The organism is Acidaminococcus fermentans DSM 20731, assembly GCF_000025305.1.
GTDB lineage: Bacteria > Bacillota > Negativicutes > Acidaminococcales > Acidaminococcaceae > Acidaminococcus > Acidaminococcus fermentans.
This window is the reverse complement of the sequence record NC_013740.1, coordinates 2,035,418-2,050,806: the sequence shown is the minus strand read 5'-3', so window position 1 is coordinate 2,050,806 and position 15,389 is coordinate 2,035,418. Positions and strand designations below refer to the sequence as shown.

Annotated in this window: 12 protein-coding genes; all 12 read left to right on the top strand. The window is 57.4% G+C overall.

Annotated features, from left to right (window positions below; translation table 11 throughout):
- Positions 1 to 35 precede the first annotated feature (35 nt).
- The 12 genes from ACFER_RS09445 to gcdD all read left to right on the top strand — a co-directional run bounded on the left by ACFER_RS09445 (position 36) and on the right by gcdD (position 15,389).
- The gene (locus ACFER_RS09445; protein ID WP_012939184.1) at positions 36 to 1,412 is read left to right on the top strand and encodes an MATE family efflux transporter; all 1,377 of its coding nucleotides are present in this window, start codon (positions 36 to 38) and stop codon (positions 1,410 to 1,412) included.
- Positions 1,413 to 1,425: 13 nt separating this feature from the next.
- Positions 1,426 to 2,535, top strand: a complete 1,110-nt coding sequence (gene hydE / locus ACFER_RS09440; RefSeq protein ID WP_012939183.1) for a [FeFe] hydrogenase H-cluster radical SAM maturase HydE — start codon at positions 1,426 to 1,428, stop codon at positions 2,533 to 2,535.
- A gap of 435 nt (positions 2,536 to 2,970) precedes the next feature.
- Entirely contained in the window at positions 2,971 to 5,019 is a 2,049-nt protein-coding gene (locus ACFER_RS09435) for a urocanate hydratase (RefSeq protein WP_218125717.1), read from the top strand.
- 84 nt (positions 5,020 to 5,103) lie between these two features.
- Positions 5,104 to 6,345, top strand: coding sequence for an imidazolonepropionase (gene hutI / locus ACFER_RS09430; protein ID WP_012939181.1), 1,242 nt, complete (start codon positions 5,104 to 5,106; stop codon positions 6,343 to 6,345).
- Between the two features lie 157 nt (positions 6,346 to 6,502).
- Positions 6,503 to 7,333: an AfsR/SARP family transcriptional regulator gene (locus ACFER_RS11885; protein WP_012939180.1), complete on the top strand. Its 831-nt coding sequence runs from the start codon at positions 6,503 to 6,505 to the stop codon at positions 7,331 to 7,333.
- The gene (locus tag ACFER_RS09425; protein ID WP_227898361.1) at positions 7,327 to 9,540 is read left to right on the top strand and encodes an ATP-binding protein; all 2,214 of its coding nucleotides are present in this window, start codon (positions 7,327 to 7,329) and stop codon (positions 9,538 to 9,540) included. The genes ACFER_RS11885 and ACFER_RS09425 overlap by 7 nt, the downstream gene beginning before the upstream one ends.
- A 20-nt stretch (positions 9,541 to 9,560) precedes the next feature.
- Positions 9,561 to 9,923 (top strand): DRTGG domain-containing protein, encoded by a 363-nt coding sequence (locus tag ACFER_RS11610; protein ID WP_012939178.1) that lies wholly within the window; start codon positions 9,561 to 9,563, stop codon positions 9,921 to 9,923.
- A 6-nt stretch (positions 9,924 to 9,929) separates the two neighbouring features.
- Positions 9,930 to 10,346: an ATP-binding protein gene (locus tag ACFER_RS11605; RefSeq protein WP_012939177.1), complete on the top strand. Its 417-nt coding sequence runs from the start codon at positions 9,930 to 9,932 to the stop codon at positions 10,344 to 10,346.
- A 29-nt stretch (positions 10,347 to 10,375) separates the two neighbouring features.
- Positions 10,376 to 11,677: a [Fe-Fe] hydrogenase large subunit C-terminal domain-containing protein gene (locus tag ACFER_RS09410; protein ID WP_012939176.1), complete on the top strand. Its 1,302-nt coding sequence runs from the start codon at positions 10,376 to 10,378 to the stop codon at positions 11,675 to 11,677.
- 176 nt (positions 11,678 to 11,853) lie between these two features.
- Complete coding sequence (locus tag ACFER_RS09405) at positions 11,854 to 13,377, top strand: succinate CoA transferase (protein WP_012939175.1); 1,524 nt, start codon at positions 11,854 to 11,856, stop codon at positions 13,375 to 13,377.
- A gap of 142 nt (positions 13,378 to 13,519) precedes the next feature.
- Positions 13,520 to 15,019: a methylmalonyl-CoA decarboxylase subunit alpha gene (gene mmdA / locus ACFER_RS09400; RefSeq protein ID WP_041666703.1), complete on the top strand. Its 1,500-nt coding sequence runs from the start codon at positions 13,520 to 13,522 to the stop codon at positions 15,017 to 15,019.
- A 46-nt stretch (positions 15,020 to 15,065) separates the two neighbouring features.
- The gene (gene gcdD / locus ACFER_RS09395; protein WP_012939173.1) at positions 15,066 to 15,389 is read left to right on the top strand and encodes a sodium ion-translocating glutaconyl-CoA decarboxylase subunit delta; all 324 of its coding nucleotides are present in this window, start codon (positions 15,066 to 15,068) and stop codon (positions 15,387 to 15,389) included.

Sequence of the window (15,389 nt, the reverse complement as noted above, 5' to 3'; positions counted from 1 at the left end):
GCCCGGCAGCACCCCCTTTCCATAAGGAGGGTTCTATGGTATCATTGTTCAAGCGTTTTCTGACCCCTCCTGGGGGCCAACGGCTCCTTTTCACCAACCGGGATCTGTTCAGGCTGTTCCTGCCGCTCATCATCGAACAGTTCCTGGTGGTCCTGGCCGGGTTCACCGATTCCCTGATGGCGGCTGCCCTGGGGGAAGCGGCGGTATCCGGCATTTCGCTCATCGACAACATCATGGTGCTGCTGATCCTGGTGTTCGTGGCCCTGGCCACCGGGGGCTCCGTGATCATGGGCCAGTACCTGGGCCACCGGGAACAGGAACGGGCCAGGGAAGCCGGGCGGCAGCTGATCTGGGTGGCCGGGCTGATCTCCCTGGTGCTCATGGGGATCTTCTACGGCAGCCGGTCCTTCATCCTGCACCGGCTGTACGGGGACATTGCCCCGGATGTGCTCCGGAGCGCCAGTGACTATCTGGATGTCATCGGAATGACCATCCCCTTCATCGCCCTGTTCCAGGCGGGCAGTGTGATCTTCCGCACCGCCGGGAACACCAAGTTCCCCATGCTCATTGTGCTGGGGGCGGATATCTTCAACATCGCCGGCAACTATACAGCCATCTACATCCTCCACTGGGGAGTCTTTGGCACGGCCCTGTCCACCCTGATCAGCCGGATCCTGTCCGTCCTGATCGTGCTGTACGGTGCGGAACATGCCCGGTTCCTGCTCCAGGTGCCGCCGCTCCGGAAGGTCCGGCTGGACGGGGACCTGATCCGGCGGATTCTTCGGGTGGGGATCCCCTTCAGTGTGGAAAACGGCCTGTTCCAGCTGGGAAAAGTGGTGGTGGTCAGCGTGATCACCACTTTTGGCACCAGTGCCATTGCCGCCAATGCGGTGGGTACCGTGTTCACCAATTTCCAGGTGCTGCCAGGGATGGCCATGAACATGGGGATGACCGCCGTGGTGGCCCGGTGCCTGGGAGCCGGCAACGTGCCCCAGAGCCGGTATTACACCCGGAAGATCATCGCCCTCATCATGGGCACCAACCTGACCATGACCCTGCTGAGTTTTGCCGGCTGGCCCCTGATCCTGTGGATCTACCGGTTTCCCCAGGAGACCATGGACATGGTCTGGGAAATCATGTTCTGGCACGGCACCCTCCAGACCCTGGTCTGGCCCCTGGCCTTTACCCTGCCGGTGACCTTCCGCAGTGCGGGGGACGCCCGGTTCGCCATGGTGGTGGGGGTGCTGAGCATGATGCTGGTCCGGGTGGGCGGCGCGTACCTCCTGTGCGGGCCGCTCCGGTGCGGCATGTTCGGGGCCTGGATCGCCATGTTCTTGGACTGGGCCGTCCGGGCCGTGATTTACGTGCCCCGGTACCGGAAGGGGACCTATCTGAAACACAAACTGATTTGAAGAAAGGAATGCTATGGATCTCCAAACTCTGCTGCATAAAGAAAATCTGGACCGGGAGGATCTGGTCACCCTGCTGGGGCTGACGGATCCGGAAGACCGGAAAGCTCTGTACGATGCCGCCTACCAGGTGAAAAGCGCTTCGGTGGGCCGGGTGGCCTATTACCGGGGGCTCCTGGAATTTTCCAACCGGTGCATCAAAGACTGCCTCTACTGCGGCATCCGCCGGGACAATGAGGAAGTGGAACGGTTCGATACCGCCCGGGAAGACATCCTGTCCATGGCCCGGTGGGCCCTGGACAACCAGTACGGTTCCCTGACTCTCCAGTCCGGGGAACGGCAGGATGAGGAATTCATCACCTTTGTGGAAGGACTGATCCGGGACATCAAGAAGCTCAGTGACGGGAAGCTGGGGCTGACCCTGTGCCTGGGAGAACAGACGGAAGAGACCTACCGGCGGTGGCTGGAGGCGGGGGCCCACCGGTACCTGCTGCGGATCGAAACCAGCAATCCGGCGCTGTATGCCACCCTCCATCCCCGGGACGGCCATCATGAATGGACCGTCCGGAAGCATTGCCTGGAAATTCTCCGGAAACTGGGATACCAGGTGGGCACCGGAGTGATGATCGGCCTGCCGGGACAGACCCTGGAAGACCTGGCGGACGACATTCTGTTCTACCGGGACATGGACATCGACATGATCGGCATGGGGCCCTATGTGGTCCATCACAACACCCCCCTGGGGAAACAGGTGGTGGCGGAAGGGGGAAATACCCCGGAAGCCCAGCAGCACCGGTTCATCCTGGGACTGAACATGATTGCGGTGACCCGCTTGTTCCTGAAGGACGTGAACATTGCCGCCACCACCGCCCTCCAGGCCCTGAATCCCCTGGGACGGGAACTGGGCCTGAAGGCCGGGGCCAACATCCTGATGCCCATTGTGACCCTGCCCAAATTCCGGCCCGATTACCTGCTCTACGACAACAAACCCTGTGTGGAAGACAGTCCGGACCAGTGCCGGAACTGCCTGTCCGCCCGGGTGGCCTCCGTAGGGGATACGGTGGGATTCGGGAAATGGGGGGATTCGCCCCATTATTTCCGGGAACATGGTGGCGCCGGGAAATGACATTTCCCGGCGCTGACAACAGCCGAAGGAAGCCAGCAAAGCTGGCTTTGGACAACGGGAATGGTTGTATCAATCGTTCCCGTAGGGGCGGCAGGCCCGGCCGCCCGCCAAATCAGCAGTTGATCATATGTTATGCGGGGCGCCGGGCCTGCGCCCCCTACGGTTTGTGCTGATTCAAAATCAATTTGCAAAATTGATTGCCATCGGCCGCTGACAAAAAGGGGGTGTGAAAAAATTCACACCCCCTTTTTTGATTCTCTTTTGACGGAATTCCGTGAAAACGTCCATAGGATTTCCGGGAAAAAACTGAAATTTATTTTTTATGGACGCTGTCATTAGACGTTTTTCAGATGAATATCTCTTACAATGGAGCCATGAAGTCGAGGAAATGAGATTCCTGCACGAAGCATGACGCAAAGGAGTGGTATTGCAATGATGAAGAATGAAGAAATCGGAAAAGCCATGACCATTAAACTGGAATTCCCCAACGGGCTGCCCAAACCGAAACCTTTCCAGGAAGGCATCCGCCGGGCTCCGGACCGTGGCTTCCGCCTGACTCCGGCACAGACTGAAATTGCTCTGAAAAACGCCCTGCGCTATATCCCAGAAGAATATCATGAAGAACTGATCCCGGAATTTTTGGAAGAACTGACCACCCGGGGCCGGATCTACGGCTACCGTTTCCGTCCGGAAGGCCGGATCTACGGGAAACCCATTGATGAATACAAAGGCAAATGCACTGAAGGCAAGGCCTTCCAGGTAATGATCGACAACAACCTGGATTTTGAAGTGGCCCTGTACCCCTATGAACTGGTCACCTACGGGGAAACCGGCAGCGTGTGCCATGACTGGATGCAGTACCTGCTGATCAAACGGTACCTGGAAGAAATCACCCCGGACCAGACCCTGGTCATGGAATCCGGCCATCCTCTGGGACTGTTCCATTCCAAACCGGAAGCCCCCCGGGTCATCATCACCAACGGCCTGATGATCGGGGAATATGACAACCTCCACGACTGGGAAATCGCCGAAGAAATGGGCGTGGCCAACTATGGTCAGATGACCGCCGGCGGCTGGATGTACATTGGACCCCAGGGCATCGTCCACGGGACCTTCAACACCATCCTGAACGCAGGCCGCATGAAACTGGGGATTCCGGAAGACGGGGACCTGGGCGGCAAACTGTTCGTCACCTCCGGTCTGGGCGGCATGAGCGGTGCCCAGGGCAAAGCGGCGGAAATCGCCAACTGCACGGCCATCGTGGCAGAAGTGGACTACTCCCGGATCAAGACCCGTCTGGATCAGGGATGGATCTCCGGCGTATCTGATTCCCTGCCGGAAGTCATCGCCATGGCCCAGAAATCCATGGCGGAAAAGAAGGGCAAATCCTTCGCATACCACGGCAATATCGTGGACCTGCTGGAATACATCGTGGATCACAACATCCATGTGGATCTGGTATCTGACCAGACTTCCTGCCACAATGCCTACAATGGTGGCTACTGCCCTCAGGGCCTGACCTTTGAGGAACGGACCCGGATGCTGGCGGAAGATCCGGCCCATTTCCGTGAACTGGTGGACAAGACCCTCCATGCCCACTTCGAAGCTCTGAAGAAGATTACCGCCCGGGGCGTGTACTTCTTCGATTACGGCAACTCCTTCATGAAAGCCGTGTTCGATTCCGGAGTGAAGGAAATCTCCAAGAACGGCGTGGACGACAAAGACGGGTTCATCTGGCCTTCCTACGTGGAAGACATCATGGGACCCCAGCTGTTCGACTACGGCTATGGACCTTTCCGCTGGGTATGCCTGTCCGGCAAGCCGGAAGACCTGCACAAGACCGATATGGCAGCCATGAGCTGCATCGACGTGAACCGCCGGTACCAGGATCGGGACAACTACAACTGGATCCGGGATGCGGAAAAGAACAAACTGGTGGTGGGCACCCAGGCCCGTATCCTGTACCAGGATGAAGTGGGCCGTGTGAACATCGCCCTGAAATTCAATGAACTGGTCCGCAAGGGAGAAATCGGACCGGTCATGATGGGCCGTGACCATCATGACGTATCCGGTACGGACTCTCCGTTCCGGGAAACCTCCAACATCAAGGACGGCTCCAATGTGATGGCTGACATGGCAGTCCAGTGCTTCGCCGGGAACGCAGCCAGAGGCATGAGCCTGTGCGCTCTCCACAACGGCGGCGGCGTGGGCATCGGCAAGGCCATCAACGGCGGGTTCGGGCTGGTCCTGGACGGCAGCCACCGGGTGGATGAAATCATCCGCAGCTCCCTGAGCTGGGATGTGATCAGCGGTGTGGCACGCCGGTCCTGGGCACGGAACGAACATGCCATGGAAACGGCTCTGGAATTCAACAAGACCCGTTACGGGGTCGGTCAGATCACCCTGCCGTACCTGACGGACGAAAAACAGATCAAAGACGCAGTGGCCAAGGTTTATCCCAAGGCTCATGTGATCAAAGACTGACGGAACAGGGATCATAGGAAACCCAAGGGCTGCTGCACGGAAACGTGCGGCAACCCTTTTCTGGCAGAAACGGAGGAAGAAAGTATGGTTGACAGACTGCTGATCAAAAATGCGGCCCAGATCGTAACCCCGGAAGGGAAAAGCGCCCGGCACGGCCGGGAAATGAAACAGCTGAAAATCTATGAGAACCAGTCCATCCTGATTGAAAACGGAAAGATCCGCAGCATCGGGAACCAGCCGGACTGGGAAAAACTGGTACCGGCGGACAAACAGATCGATGCCTCCGGCAAGGCGGTGCTGCCGGGTTTTGTGGATTCCCACACCCATCTGGTATTCGGGGGCTACCGGCCCGATGAATTCCTCTGGCGGATGGGCGGCATGAGCTATATGGAAATCATGGAACGGGGCGGGGGCATCCTGAATACCATGAAGGCCACCCGGGAAGCCAGCCGGGAAGAGCTGGTGGACCACAGCATGGACTTCCTGAAGAAAATGCTGGCCATGGGGGTCACCACTGTAGAAGCCAAAAGCGGCTATGGCCAGGACCACGACACGGAAATCAAACAGATGGAAGTGGTCCGGGACCTGAATGAAAAGCAGCCCATCGAACTGGTTTCCACTTTCCTGGGAGCCCATGCGGTACCGCCGGAATACAAGGACCGGGGAGACGACTTCATCGAATTCCTGCTGAAGGATGTAATGCCGGAAGTGGCGGAAAAACACCTGGCGGAATTCTGCGATGTGTTCTGTGAAAAAGGGGTATTCTCCATCGAACAGAGCCGTCACCTGCTGACGGAAGCCCGGAAGATGGGCTTCAAGCTGAAGATCCACGCTGACGAAATCGTCAGCCTGGGCGGTGCGGAACTGGCGGGAGAACTCCATGCCACCAGTGCGGACCATCTGCTCCATGCCTCCGACGAAGGAATTCGGGCCATGGCGGACAATGGGGTGGTATCCACCCTGCTGCCCACCACGGCGTTCTGTCTGAAGGAACCATTCGCCCGGGCACGGGAAATGATCGACGCCGGCTGTGCCGTGGCTCTGGCCACGGACTTCAACCCGGGCAGCGGGTTCACCTTCTCGGTGCCGCTGATGATCGGCCTGGCGGTGATCTATATGAAGATGACCGCGGAAGAAGCCATCACAGCCCTGACCCTGAACGGGGCGGCGGCTCTGGACCGGGCGGACCGGATCGGGTCCCTGGAGCCGGGGAAACAGGCGGACCTGGTGATCCTCCAGTATCCTTCCTACAAATTCCTGCCCTACCATACGGGAATCAATATTGTGGAAACAGTCATCAAAAAAGGAAAAGTTGTGGTCCGGTAAGGGAAAAAACGGGGACTGTGGCAGAAGCAGCAGTCCCCGGCTTTTTTTTACCGGAAATTTATACTATAATAGAGCTGATTAATTATGCGACAATTTGAGGGGTCCTTTCAGGAGTTGATAAACGAATCATAAATTTTCAAGGTTGAGGTGTGGAGACATGACGAGTCTGATCCAAGCGCGGCTGTTGGGCGCTCCGGTTATCAAGAAGGACGGAAAGGAAATCTTCTTTCCCTATAATAAAGTCAATGCCCTGGTGTACTACCTGCTGGTCAAAGGCACAGTGATGCGGGATGAACTGAGCGGGGTACTGTGGGCGGACAAGCCCGATGCCATTGCCCGGAAGAATCTCCGGAATGCCATTTACGAAACCAAGAAGATCCTGGGGCCGGATGTGTTCATCTCTCCCCGGAAAGCCATCATCAAGGTGAATCCGGCCATCCGGACGGAGGTGGATGCCCGGGCTTTTGAGGAGGATCCGGGACGGAATCTGGATCTGTACCAGGGGGCCTTCCTCCAGGGATTCTTCATCAAGGACGCGGCGGAATACGAAAGCTGGTATCTGACGGAACGGGACCGGCTGGAAGCCCTTTACATGGATGCCCTGCTCCAGAAACTGAAGGAGGCGGTGGCGGTCCGGAACCAGGCCAAGGTAACCCGGTACGGGCGGATGCTCATCGCCCATGATCCCTATGATGAATCCATCTATACCCTGCTGCTCCGGACCTACTGCGAACAGGGGAACATGAAACAGGCGGTGGACCTGTACGAAGAAATGAAGAAGCTGTTTCGGGAAGAACTCCAGAGCAATGTACCGCCGGAAATCGAAGAATTGATGAAACGGACCCTCCATCAGGAGAAGCTGGAGAAACAGGAGCAGGGAATCCGCCTCCGGCAGCCGGAAACCCTGACCGGCCGGGAAAAGGAACTTCAGCAGGTGAACCGGCATATGGAAGGGTTCCTCCAGGGTCCGGCAGCCAGACCCTGCTGATCCGGGGGGAAGCGGGCAGCGGCAAGACCATCCTGAAGGATGCCCTGGTGGAGGAACTGCCTCCGGAAGTGGCGGTGATCCAGACCAACTGTTTCAAGCCGGAACAGAACATCCTGCTCCGGCCCTGGACCGGGATCGTGGAAGGGCTGGGGAACCTGATCCGCCGGGAAAAGATCTCTGTGCCCAATATGGATCCCGGACGGCTGTTTGAACTGTTTCCCCAGATGGACATGAGCGGGGACCGGGAAGCGGGCCTGGCGGAGATCAAGGATCTGCTCAAGTTCGACGCCATTTTCCACACCCTGTACACGGCCATGGAAACCGTGTCAGAGAAACGAAAGCTGCTGTTCATCTTTGAGGACATCCAGTGGATGGACCCCCTGAGCCTGTCCCTGCTCAGCAGCCTGATCCTCCACCAGAAATCCTCCCGGTTCCTGTTCCTGCTGACGGCCCAGCCTTTCCAGGAAAAAAATTACCAGAAGTTCGAAACTTCCCTGGCCATGTACCACAAGCTCCGGCTGCTGGATCTGGCACCTCTGGACCGGGAAACCATCCGGCTCTTTGCCCAGGATCTGGATCTGCCAGTGACCGTGGACGAGCACCTGGTGGACCGGCTGCTGGAAGAATCGGAAGGGAACCTGTTCCTGCTCCGGGAATGCCTGAAGGCTCTCCAGACCACCGGCAGTCTGGACAATCTGACGGAAAACATGCGGAACATCTTCAAATCCAACTGTTTCGCCCTGACTGACGACCAGCAGAAGATCCTGGATTTCATTTCCCTGTTCTATGACGGGGCGCCCCTGGCCATGATCTCGGAATACATGCATATGAACAGTCTCCAGGCCCTGGAAAACCTGGAGGTGCTCCGGAAGAACAACTTCATCCGGCCGGTGCCCCAGCAGCCGGAGGTGATCTATGAAATCGTCCAGCAGAAGCTGAAGGAATACATCCACCAGCAGATTTCCCAGGAAAAGCAGAAAATCCTCCACAGCTACATTGCCGGGCTCTGGGAAAAGCGGCTGACCCATTCTCCTCAGGACATCCGGCTGTACCATCACCTGGAATACCACTACCAGGAGGCCGGGGAACTGGTGAACATGGGCCGGTACAAGCTGAAGATCCTCATGTATTACCTGAATTTCAGCAACGAGCTGTTCCCGGTGCTCAGCAGTGCGGACATCGTGCCGGATGAGGACCGGAGCCGGTACATCGAATCCAACCTGGGGCAGTTCCTGGCGGAAGTGGACGAGATGATGCACACCATCCGGCGGACCTGCGGGGAAACCCCGGAAGTCCGGGACCTGGAGATGAACTATCTCCATCTGATGGGCCGGCACTACATCCGGGTGGGGGAATACGAAAAGGGCGTCCGGAACATCCTGAGCCTGATCGAACAGGCGGCGGAAGTCCACAACCGGGACTACATGCTTATGGGCTACAAGCAGATGATCTATTACGACATCCAGATCGGCAACACGGAAGAAATGAAGAACTATCTGGAAGTGGCCCTGAACCTGGCGGACGAGTGCAATTACCACAAGGAAATGGGCATCCTGCTCCGGCTCAAGGGTCTCAACATGATCATGCAGGGGAATTTCCCGGAAGCGGAACGGCTGCTGAGGGAATCCATTTCCACCTTCATGGTGACCCAGAATGTCCAGCGCCGGTATGCCCTGAACATTGCCGGAGCCTACAATTACCTGGGGGAGATCCGCCGGGGAGAAGGGAAATTCCAGGAGGCATTGGACTATTACGACAAAGCCCTGGAGTATGCAAAAAATCAGGAAGCCTACAGCTCCTGGGTGGTCTTTTCCTGCAATGCGGGGGTCACCTGCTACAATATGGGTCAGTTCGCCCGGGCCAGGAAGTATTTTCTCCAGGCCTATGAGCTGTTTCCCCGGTATGTGTTCTATTGGCGCCATCCCATTGTGGAATCCTATCTGGCCCTGCTGTCCATGCGGGAAGGAAAGGAGAAGGAGGCCGTCCGTTTCCTGGATGATGCCCTCCACAAGCTGGGGAACATGAACAATCCCCGGGAGGCGGGCTATGTGTACATGGCCATCGCCCTCCTGAAGAAGGATTATCCGGAAAGCGGGATCGCCGGGCATTATGAGGGGACGGTGGGCGCCTATGCCACCCGGGCCCTCCAGGTGCTGGATCCTTACCGGGATACCTGGGAACGGAAACAGATGGAAGCGTTGTTTTGAAGATGAAGGAGGAATGCAGAATGGTAACATTGAAAAAAGTGGCGGAAGTTCTGGAAGCCCAGGTGGTTTCCGGACAGGAATCCCTGGGACGGACCGTGAACCAGGCCTGCGGCAGTGACATGATGAGTGATGTGCTGGCCTATGCTAAGGAGGATTTCGTCCTGCTTACCGGGCTCCTGAACATCCAGGTGGTGCGTACTGCCGATGTGAGCGACGCGGCAGCCCTGATCTTTGTCCGGGACAAGCATCCGGAACAGGAAGTGCTGCTGGCGGCCCGGGACAAGGGAATCCCGGTGCTCTACACAAGGTATACCATGTTCGAAGCCTGTGGCCGGCTTTATGGACTGGGGATCCGGGGCTGTTCCCACAAGGACCGGAAGTAGGCCGGTATGGAAGAGGTCTATACGGTCATTCCGGATGACTTCGAACGGGCCGGGGCGGCATCCACCTCTCTGAAGGGGCTGCTGAAGCAGCTGGGCCTGGCCCCGGAACTGATCCGGCGGATTGCCATCGGTACTTATGAAGGGGAAATGAACTGCCTGATCCATGGGGGCGGGGGCACCATCCGGGCCCGGCTGGATCCGGAGAAGGTCACCATTTCCATAGAGGACCATGGACCCGGCATCCCGGATGTGGAAAAAGCCATGCAGGAAGGGTGGTCCACCGCTTCTGCCAGGATCCGGGCCATGGGGTTCGGCGCCGGCATGGGGCTGCCCAACATGAAGAAAGTGTCCGATGACATGAAAATCGATACCCAGGTGGGAAAGGGCACCACTGTGACCCTGGTGTTCCGGCTGGCCCACTGAGACAGAGAGGGAAAAGCAGGTGAGAACCGGTGAGTGAAGCCTATCTCAATTCTGTCAGAGTCAATACCCGGCACTGTACCGGCTGCCTGATCTGCGTGAAGGATTGTCTGGTCCAGGCCATCCGGGTGCGGAACGGGAAGGCGGTGATCCTGTCCGACCGGTGCATCGACTGCGGGGAATGCATCCGCTGCTGTCCCACCCGGGCCATGGAAGGCTGGGCGGATCCACTGACGGAACTGAAGAAGTACAAAGTGAACATTGCCCTGGCCACTCCTTCCTTTTATGCCCAGTTCGACGGGAACATCGCTGCTTCCGTGATCTGGGAGGGACTCCGGGAACTGGGATTCGACACGGTGTTCGATGTGGCCCTGGCCGGGGATTACATCAGTGACGAGATGGAACGGTACATCGCCCATTACAAGGGGCCATTCCCGCTGATTTCCTCCGCCTGCCCGGCGGTGCTCCGGCTGATCCAGACCAAGTACCCGGAACTGGTGAAGCAGGTGCTGCCCATCCTGGCCCCGGCGGAAGCGGCGGCCATCTACACCCGGCGGGAAACCACGAAACGGCTTCAGCTGGCCCCGGAACAGGTGGGCATCTGGTTCATTTCCCCCTGTCCCGCCAAGGGCACCAATATCCACCAGTCCGTGGATGTGGCCCATACGGCGGTGACCGGGTCCTTTACCATCGCCTCCATCTACGGTCCTTTGACCCAGGCCATCAAGCATGTGCAGGAAACCCGGTATGAAGTGCCGGAGGCCACCCTGGGGTCTTCCTACAGCCTGAGCTGGGGCAGCTGGCAGGGAGAGCTGGAGTCCACCGGCGTCACCAATGCCCTGGCGGCCCAGGGGCCGGAGGAAGTGGATGAGCTGCTGGAACAGATCAGCATGGCCAAACTGAACGATGTGCGCTATGCCTGCTGCTACAGCTGTGCCGGCGGCTGCATCGGCGGTCCCTGTGTGGCGGTGAACAAGTACGTGGCGGCCAAGAACCTGCGGGTACGGGTGGAACGGCGCCGGAGCCGGGAGGATGGGGACCGGAAAAGTGCCATGCAGCGCCGCCGGATCATCGAGGATTTCCCGGATTCCTGGCGCTACATCAAGCCCCTGGAACCCCGGCCCCACCCGCCCCTTGCCCGGGATTTCGGAGAAGCCCTGGAAAAGATGGCCCGGCTGAAGGAACTGGAAAAGGAATTCCCCCAGCTGGACTGCGGCGCCTGCGGGGCCCCCACCTGCCATGCCTTTGCGGAAGACGTGGTACGGGGCTACGGAAAGAAAGAGGGGTGTATCTTCCTGCAAAAGAAACAGGAAACAGGAGAAAAAGACAGATAGGACTTGAGAAATGACAGAAAAATAGCAACTGTACATTGAAAATTCTCGCGCTGTCCGGTCTTTTTTCTTGCAAGTTGGCTGAAATATTGTTATTATTTATGACGTAGATTCTATTTTTAAATATTCAGATAGAATCCAGACGAGAGAGCCTATCAGGCAAACAGGAGGAAAAGCAAATGATCGATATTACGGATCGCGTCCATTGCGCCGCAGCACTCAGCAAGATCACCACAGCTGAAAAAGCGGCAGAAATGATTCAAGACGGTATGAACCTGGGCATGAGCGGATTCACCCCTTCCGGGTATCCCAAGGCAGTACCCCTGGCTCTGGCAGCCAGAGGGAAAGAACATCCCTTTAAGGTCAATGTCTGGACCGTGCTTCCTGGACCTGAAATCGATACAGCCATGGTGGAAGCCGGAATTGTGGGCAACCGGATGCCCTATCAGACGGACAAGCACTGCCGGAATGCCATCAACAACGGCCAGATCCGGTATCTGGACACCCATATCAGCACCTTCAACCAGATGGCCCGGTTCGGCTTCCTGCCGGATCACCGGGACGTGGATGTGGCCATCATCGAAGCCTGCTCCATCAAGGATCTGGGCAAGGGCAAGATCGGCATCATCCCCACCACCAGCCTGGGCGGCAGCTGCGGCTATGTCCAGAGCGCCAAAAAAGTCATCGTGGAAGTGAACGTGACCCAGCCTCTGGGCCTGGAAGGGATGCATGACTGCTATGTGCCCCTGGATCCTCCCAACCGGAAGATCATCCCCATCGAACGGCCGGAAGACCGGATCGGCACTCCCTACATCCCCTGCGACCTGGACAAGGTGGCAGCCATCGTTCCCTGCGACATCCCGGATACCCCCAGCAAACTGGCGGCCATCACCGATGATGCCCGGGCCATGGGCGGGAACCTGGTGGAATTCCTGAAAAATGAAGTGAAAGCCGGCCGGCTGCCCAAGAACCTGCTGCCCCTCCAGTCCGGGGTAGGGTCCGTGGCCAACGCGGTGATCAACGGTCTGGTCCATTCTGATTTCGAAGACCTGACCGTATATACGGAAGTCATCCAAGACGGCATGTTCGACCTGATCGACGCAGGGAAACTGCGGGTGGCCTCCGGGGCCTCCCTGACCATGTCTGCGGAAGTCCAGAAGAGATTCTACAGCAACCTGGACAAATACAAATCCCATCTGATCCTCCGGCCCCAGGAAATCTCCAACAACCCGGAAGTGGTCCGGCGCCTGGGTGTCATTGCCATGAACACGGCCATTGAAGTGGACCTGTACGGCAACGTGAACTCCTCCCACATCAACGGCACCAACCTGATGAACGGCATCGGCGGCAGCGGGGACTTTGCCCGGAACGGCTATCTGTCCATCTTCTTTGCGGAATCCGAACGGAAAGACGGGAAGATCAGCTCTGTGGTTCCCTTCTGCTCCCATATCGACAACTGCGAACACGATGTGGATGTAATCGTTTCCGAACGGGGCGTGGCTGACCTGAGAGGCCTGTCTCCCAAAGAAAGAGCTCCGATCATCATCGACCAGATCGCCAGCCCCAGATACCAGCCCATCCTGAAAGATTATTTCGATCGGGCCTGCGCTGCCTGCCACAACAGCCAGACTCCCCACATCCTGTCCGAAGCCTTCTCCTTCCATGAAAGAATGCTGAAAAACGGCACCATGGAAAAGGAATAAGGGATTCTCCAACGAAATTTTCGGAAAACCGGTGGTAACAGGGTGATATTTATGTTACAATTACCGTGTTTTAGTTTCGTTGCAGAAAAAGAATCCTTCAAGGAGGTGCGTATTTTTGACCACACAGGAAAAAATTGAAGATATGTTTGCCCGCTACGAGAAGATTGAAGCTGGCGGCGGTGCAAAAAGAGTCGGAAAACAGCATGATGCCGGTAAAATGACTGCCCGGGAACGGATAAACTCGTTCTTAGATGAGGGAAGTTTTGTAGAACTGGATAAATTTGTGGAACATCGCTGCTCCAACTTCGGTCAGGAAAAGAAATATCTGGCCGGAGACGGGGTGGTGACGGGCTACGGTACGGTCAACGGACGGACGGTGTTCGTTTACGCCCAGGATTTCACCGTGGAAGGGGGATCCCTGGGGGAAATGCATGCCAACAAGATCGCCAAAGTCCAGGCCATGGCCCTGAAGACCGGGGCCCCCATCGTGGGGATGGAAGATTCCGGCGGTGCCCGGATCCAGGAAGCCACTGATGCCCTGGCCGGTTTCGGCAAGATGTTCAAGCAGAACACCCTGGCATCCGGGGTGATTCCCCAGATTTCCGCCATCATGGGCCCCTGCGCCGGCGGCGCCGTGTACAGCCCGGCCCTGACGGATTTCATCTACATGGTGAAGAAAAATTCCAAGATGTTCATTACCGGACCGGAAGTGGTGAAAACCGTGACCGGCGAGGAAGTGGGCCAGGAAGACCTGGGGGGCACCTTCACCCACTGCACCCGCAGCGGGGTGGCGGACTTCCCGGCGGAAAACGATGCGGACTGTCTGGAACAGATCCGGTACCTGCTGAGCTTCCTGCCCAGCAACAACCGGGAAAATCCTCCGGTCTATGATACCGGCGACAGCGCCTATCGGATGGATGAAAGCCTGAACACCGTGATCCCTGATGGTCCCCAGATGCCCTATGACATGTACAAGGTCATCCGCAGCATCGTGGACAACGGGGAATATGTGGAACCCCACCGGATGTACGCCCGGAACATCATCACTTGCCTGGCCCGGATGGACGGCTCCACCGTGGGCATCATTGCCAACCAGCCCCGGATCATGGCCGGCTGCCTGGATATCAACGCTTCTGACAAAGCGGCCCGGTTCATCCGCTTCTGCGATGCTTTCCGGATCCCGCTGATCAATATCGTGGACGTGCCCGGTTTCCTGCCGGGGACGGACCAGGAATACGGCGGCATCATCCGTCACGGGGCCAAGATGCTCTATGCCTACTGCGAAGCCACGGTGCCCAAGATCACCCTGGTGACCCGGAAGGCCTATGGGGGCGCTTATCTGGCCATGTGTGCCCAGGATCTGGGTGCGGATCACGTCATTGCCTGGCCCACGGCGGAAATCGCCGTCATGGGACCCCAGGGGGCTGCCAAGATCATCTTCCGGAAAGACCCGGATGTGGAACAGAAGACCCAGGAATACATCACCAACTTCGCCACGCCGTATTATGCGGCCAAGCACGGGATGGTGGAAATGGTCATCGAACCCAAGACCACCCGTCCCATCCTGATCAAGGCGCTGCGTATGTTAAAATCAAAGCAGGAAGACCGGCCAACAAAGAAACACGGTAACATTCCTCTGTGATTTTGATATAAACCATTCATCATGAGGGAAGAGAGGTGAAACGTTCATGACCGACAATCCTTGGCTGATTATGATGATCAACATGACCATCGTATTCGGTGTGCTGATTGTGCTGGGAATCCTGATGGTGCTGATCCATGCTGTCGATCCCACCAAGAAAGTTCAGGGAAAAAAAAAGCCTGTAGTTGCTAAGCCGGCGCCTTCCGCTGCTGCCAGCAAACGGCAGGAAGAGGAAAAAGTGGCTGCCATGGCAGCTGTCCTGGCCCTGGTCCAGGATGAAGACGATATGATTGCAGCTGCCCTGAGTGCTGCCATCGCCGAACACAAAAGAAAAATGGAGCCGATGAATCTGCCCCATCATTCTTTCTGA

What these genes read in the sequence shown, in the direction of transcription:
- mmdA (WP_041666703.1), top strand. Translation starts at nt 13,520, where the DNA reads ATGTTTGCCCGCTACGAGAAGATTGAAGCTGGCGGCGGTGCAAAAAGA.
- hutI (WP_012939181.1), top strand. Translation starts at nt 5,104, where the DNA reads ATGGTTGACAGACTGCTGATCAAAAATGCGGCCCAGATCGTAACCCCG.
- ACFER_RS11610 (WP_012939178.1), top strand. Translation starts at nt 9,561, where the DNA reads ATGGTAACATTGAAAAAAGTGGCGGAAGTTCTGGAAGCCCAGGTGGTT.
- hydE (WP_012939183.1), top strand. Translation starts at nt 1,426, where the DNA reads ATGGATCTCCAAACTCTGCTGCATAAAGAAAATCTGGACCGGGAGGAT.
- ACFER_RS11605 (WP_012939177.1), top strand. Translation starts at nt 9,930, where the DNA reads ATGGAAGAGGTCTATACGGTCATTCCGGATGACTTCGAACGGGCCGGG.
- ACFER_RS11885 (WP_012939180.1), top strand. Translation starts at nt 6,503, where the DNA reads ATGACGAGTCTGATCCAAGCGCGGCTGTTGGGCGCTCCGGTTATCAAG.
- ACFER_RS09405 (WP_012939175.1), top strand. Translation starts at nt 11,854, where the DNA reads ATGATCGATATTACGGATCGCGTCCATTGCGCCGCAGCACTCAGCAAG.
- ACFER_RS09445 (WP_012939184.1), top strand. Translation starts at nt 36, where the DNA reads ATGGTATCATTGTTCAAGCGTTTTCTGACCCCTCCTGGGGGCCAACGG.
- ACFER_RS09435 (WP_218125717.1), top strand. Translation starts at nt 2,971, where the DNA reads ATGAAGAATGAAGAAATCGGAAAAGCCATGACCATTAAACTGGAATTC.
- gcdD (WP_012939173.1), top strand. Translation starts at nt 15,066, where the DNA reads ATGACCGACAATCCTTGGCTGATTATGATGATCAACATGACCATCGTA.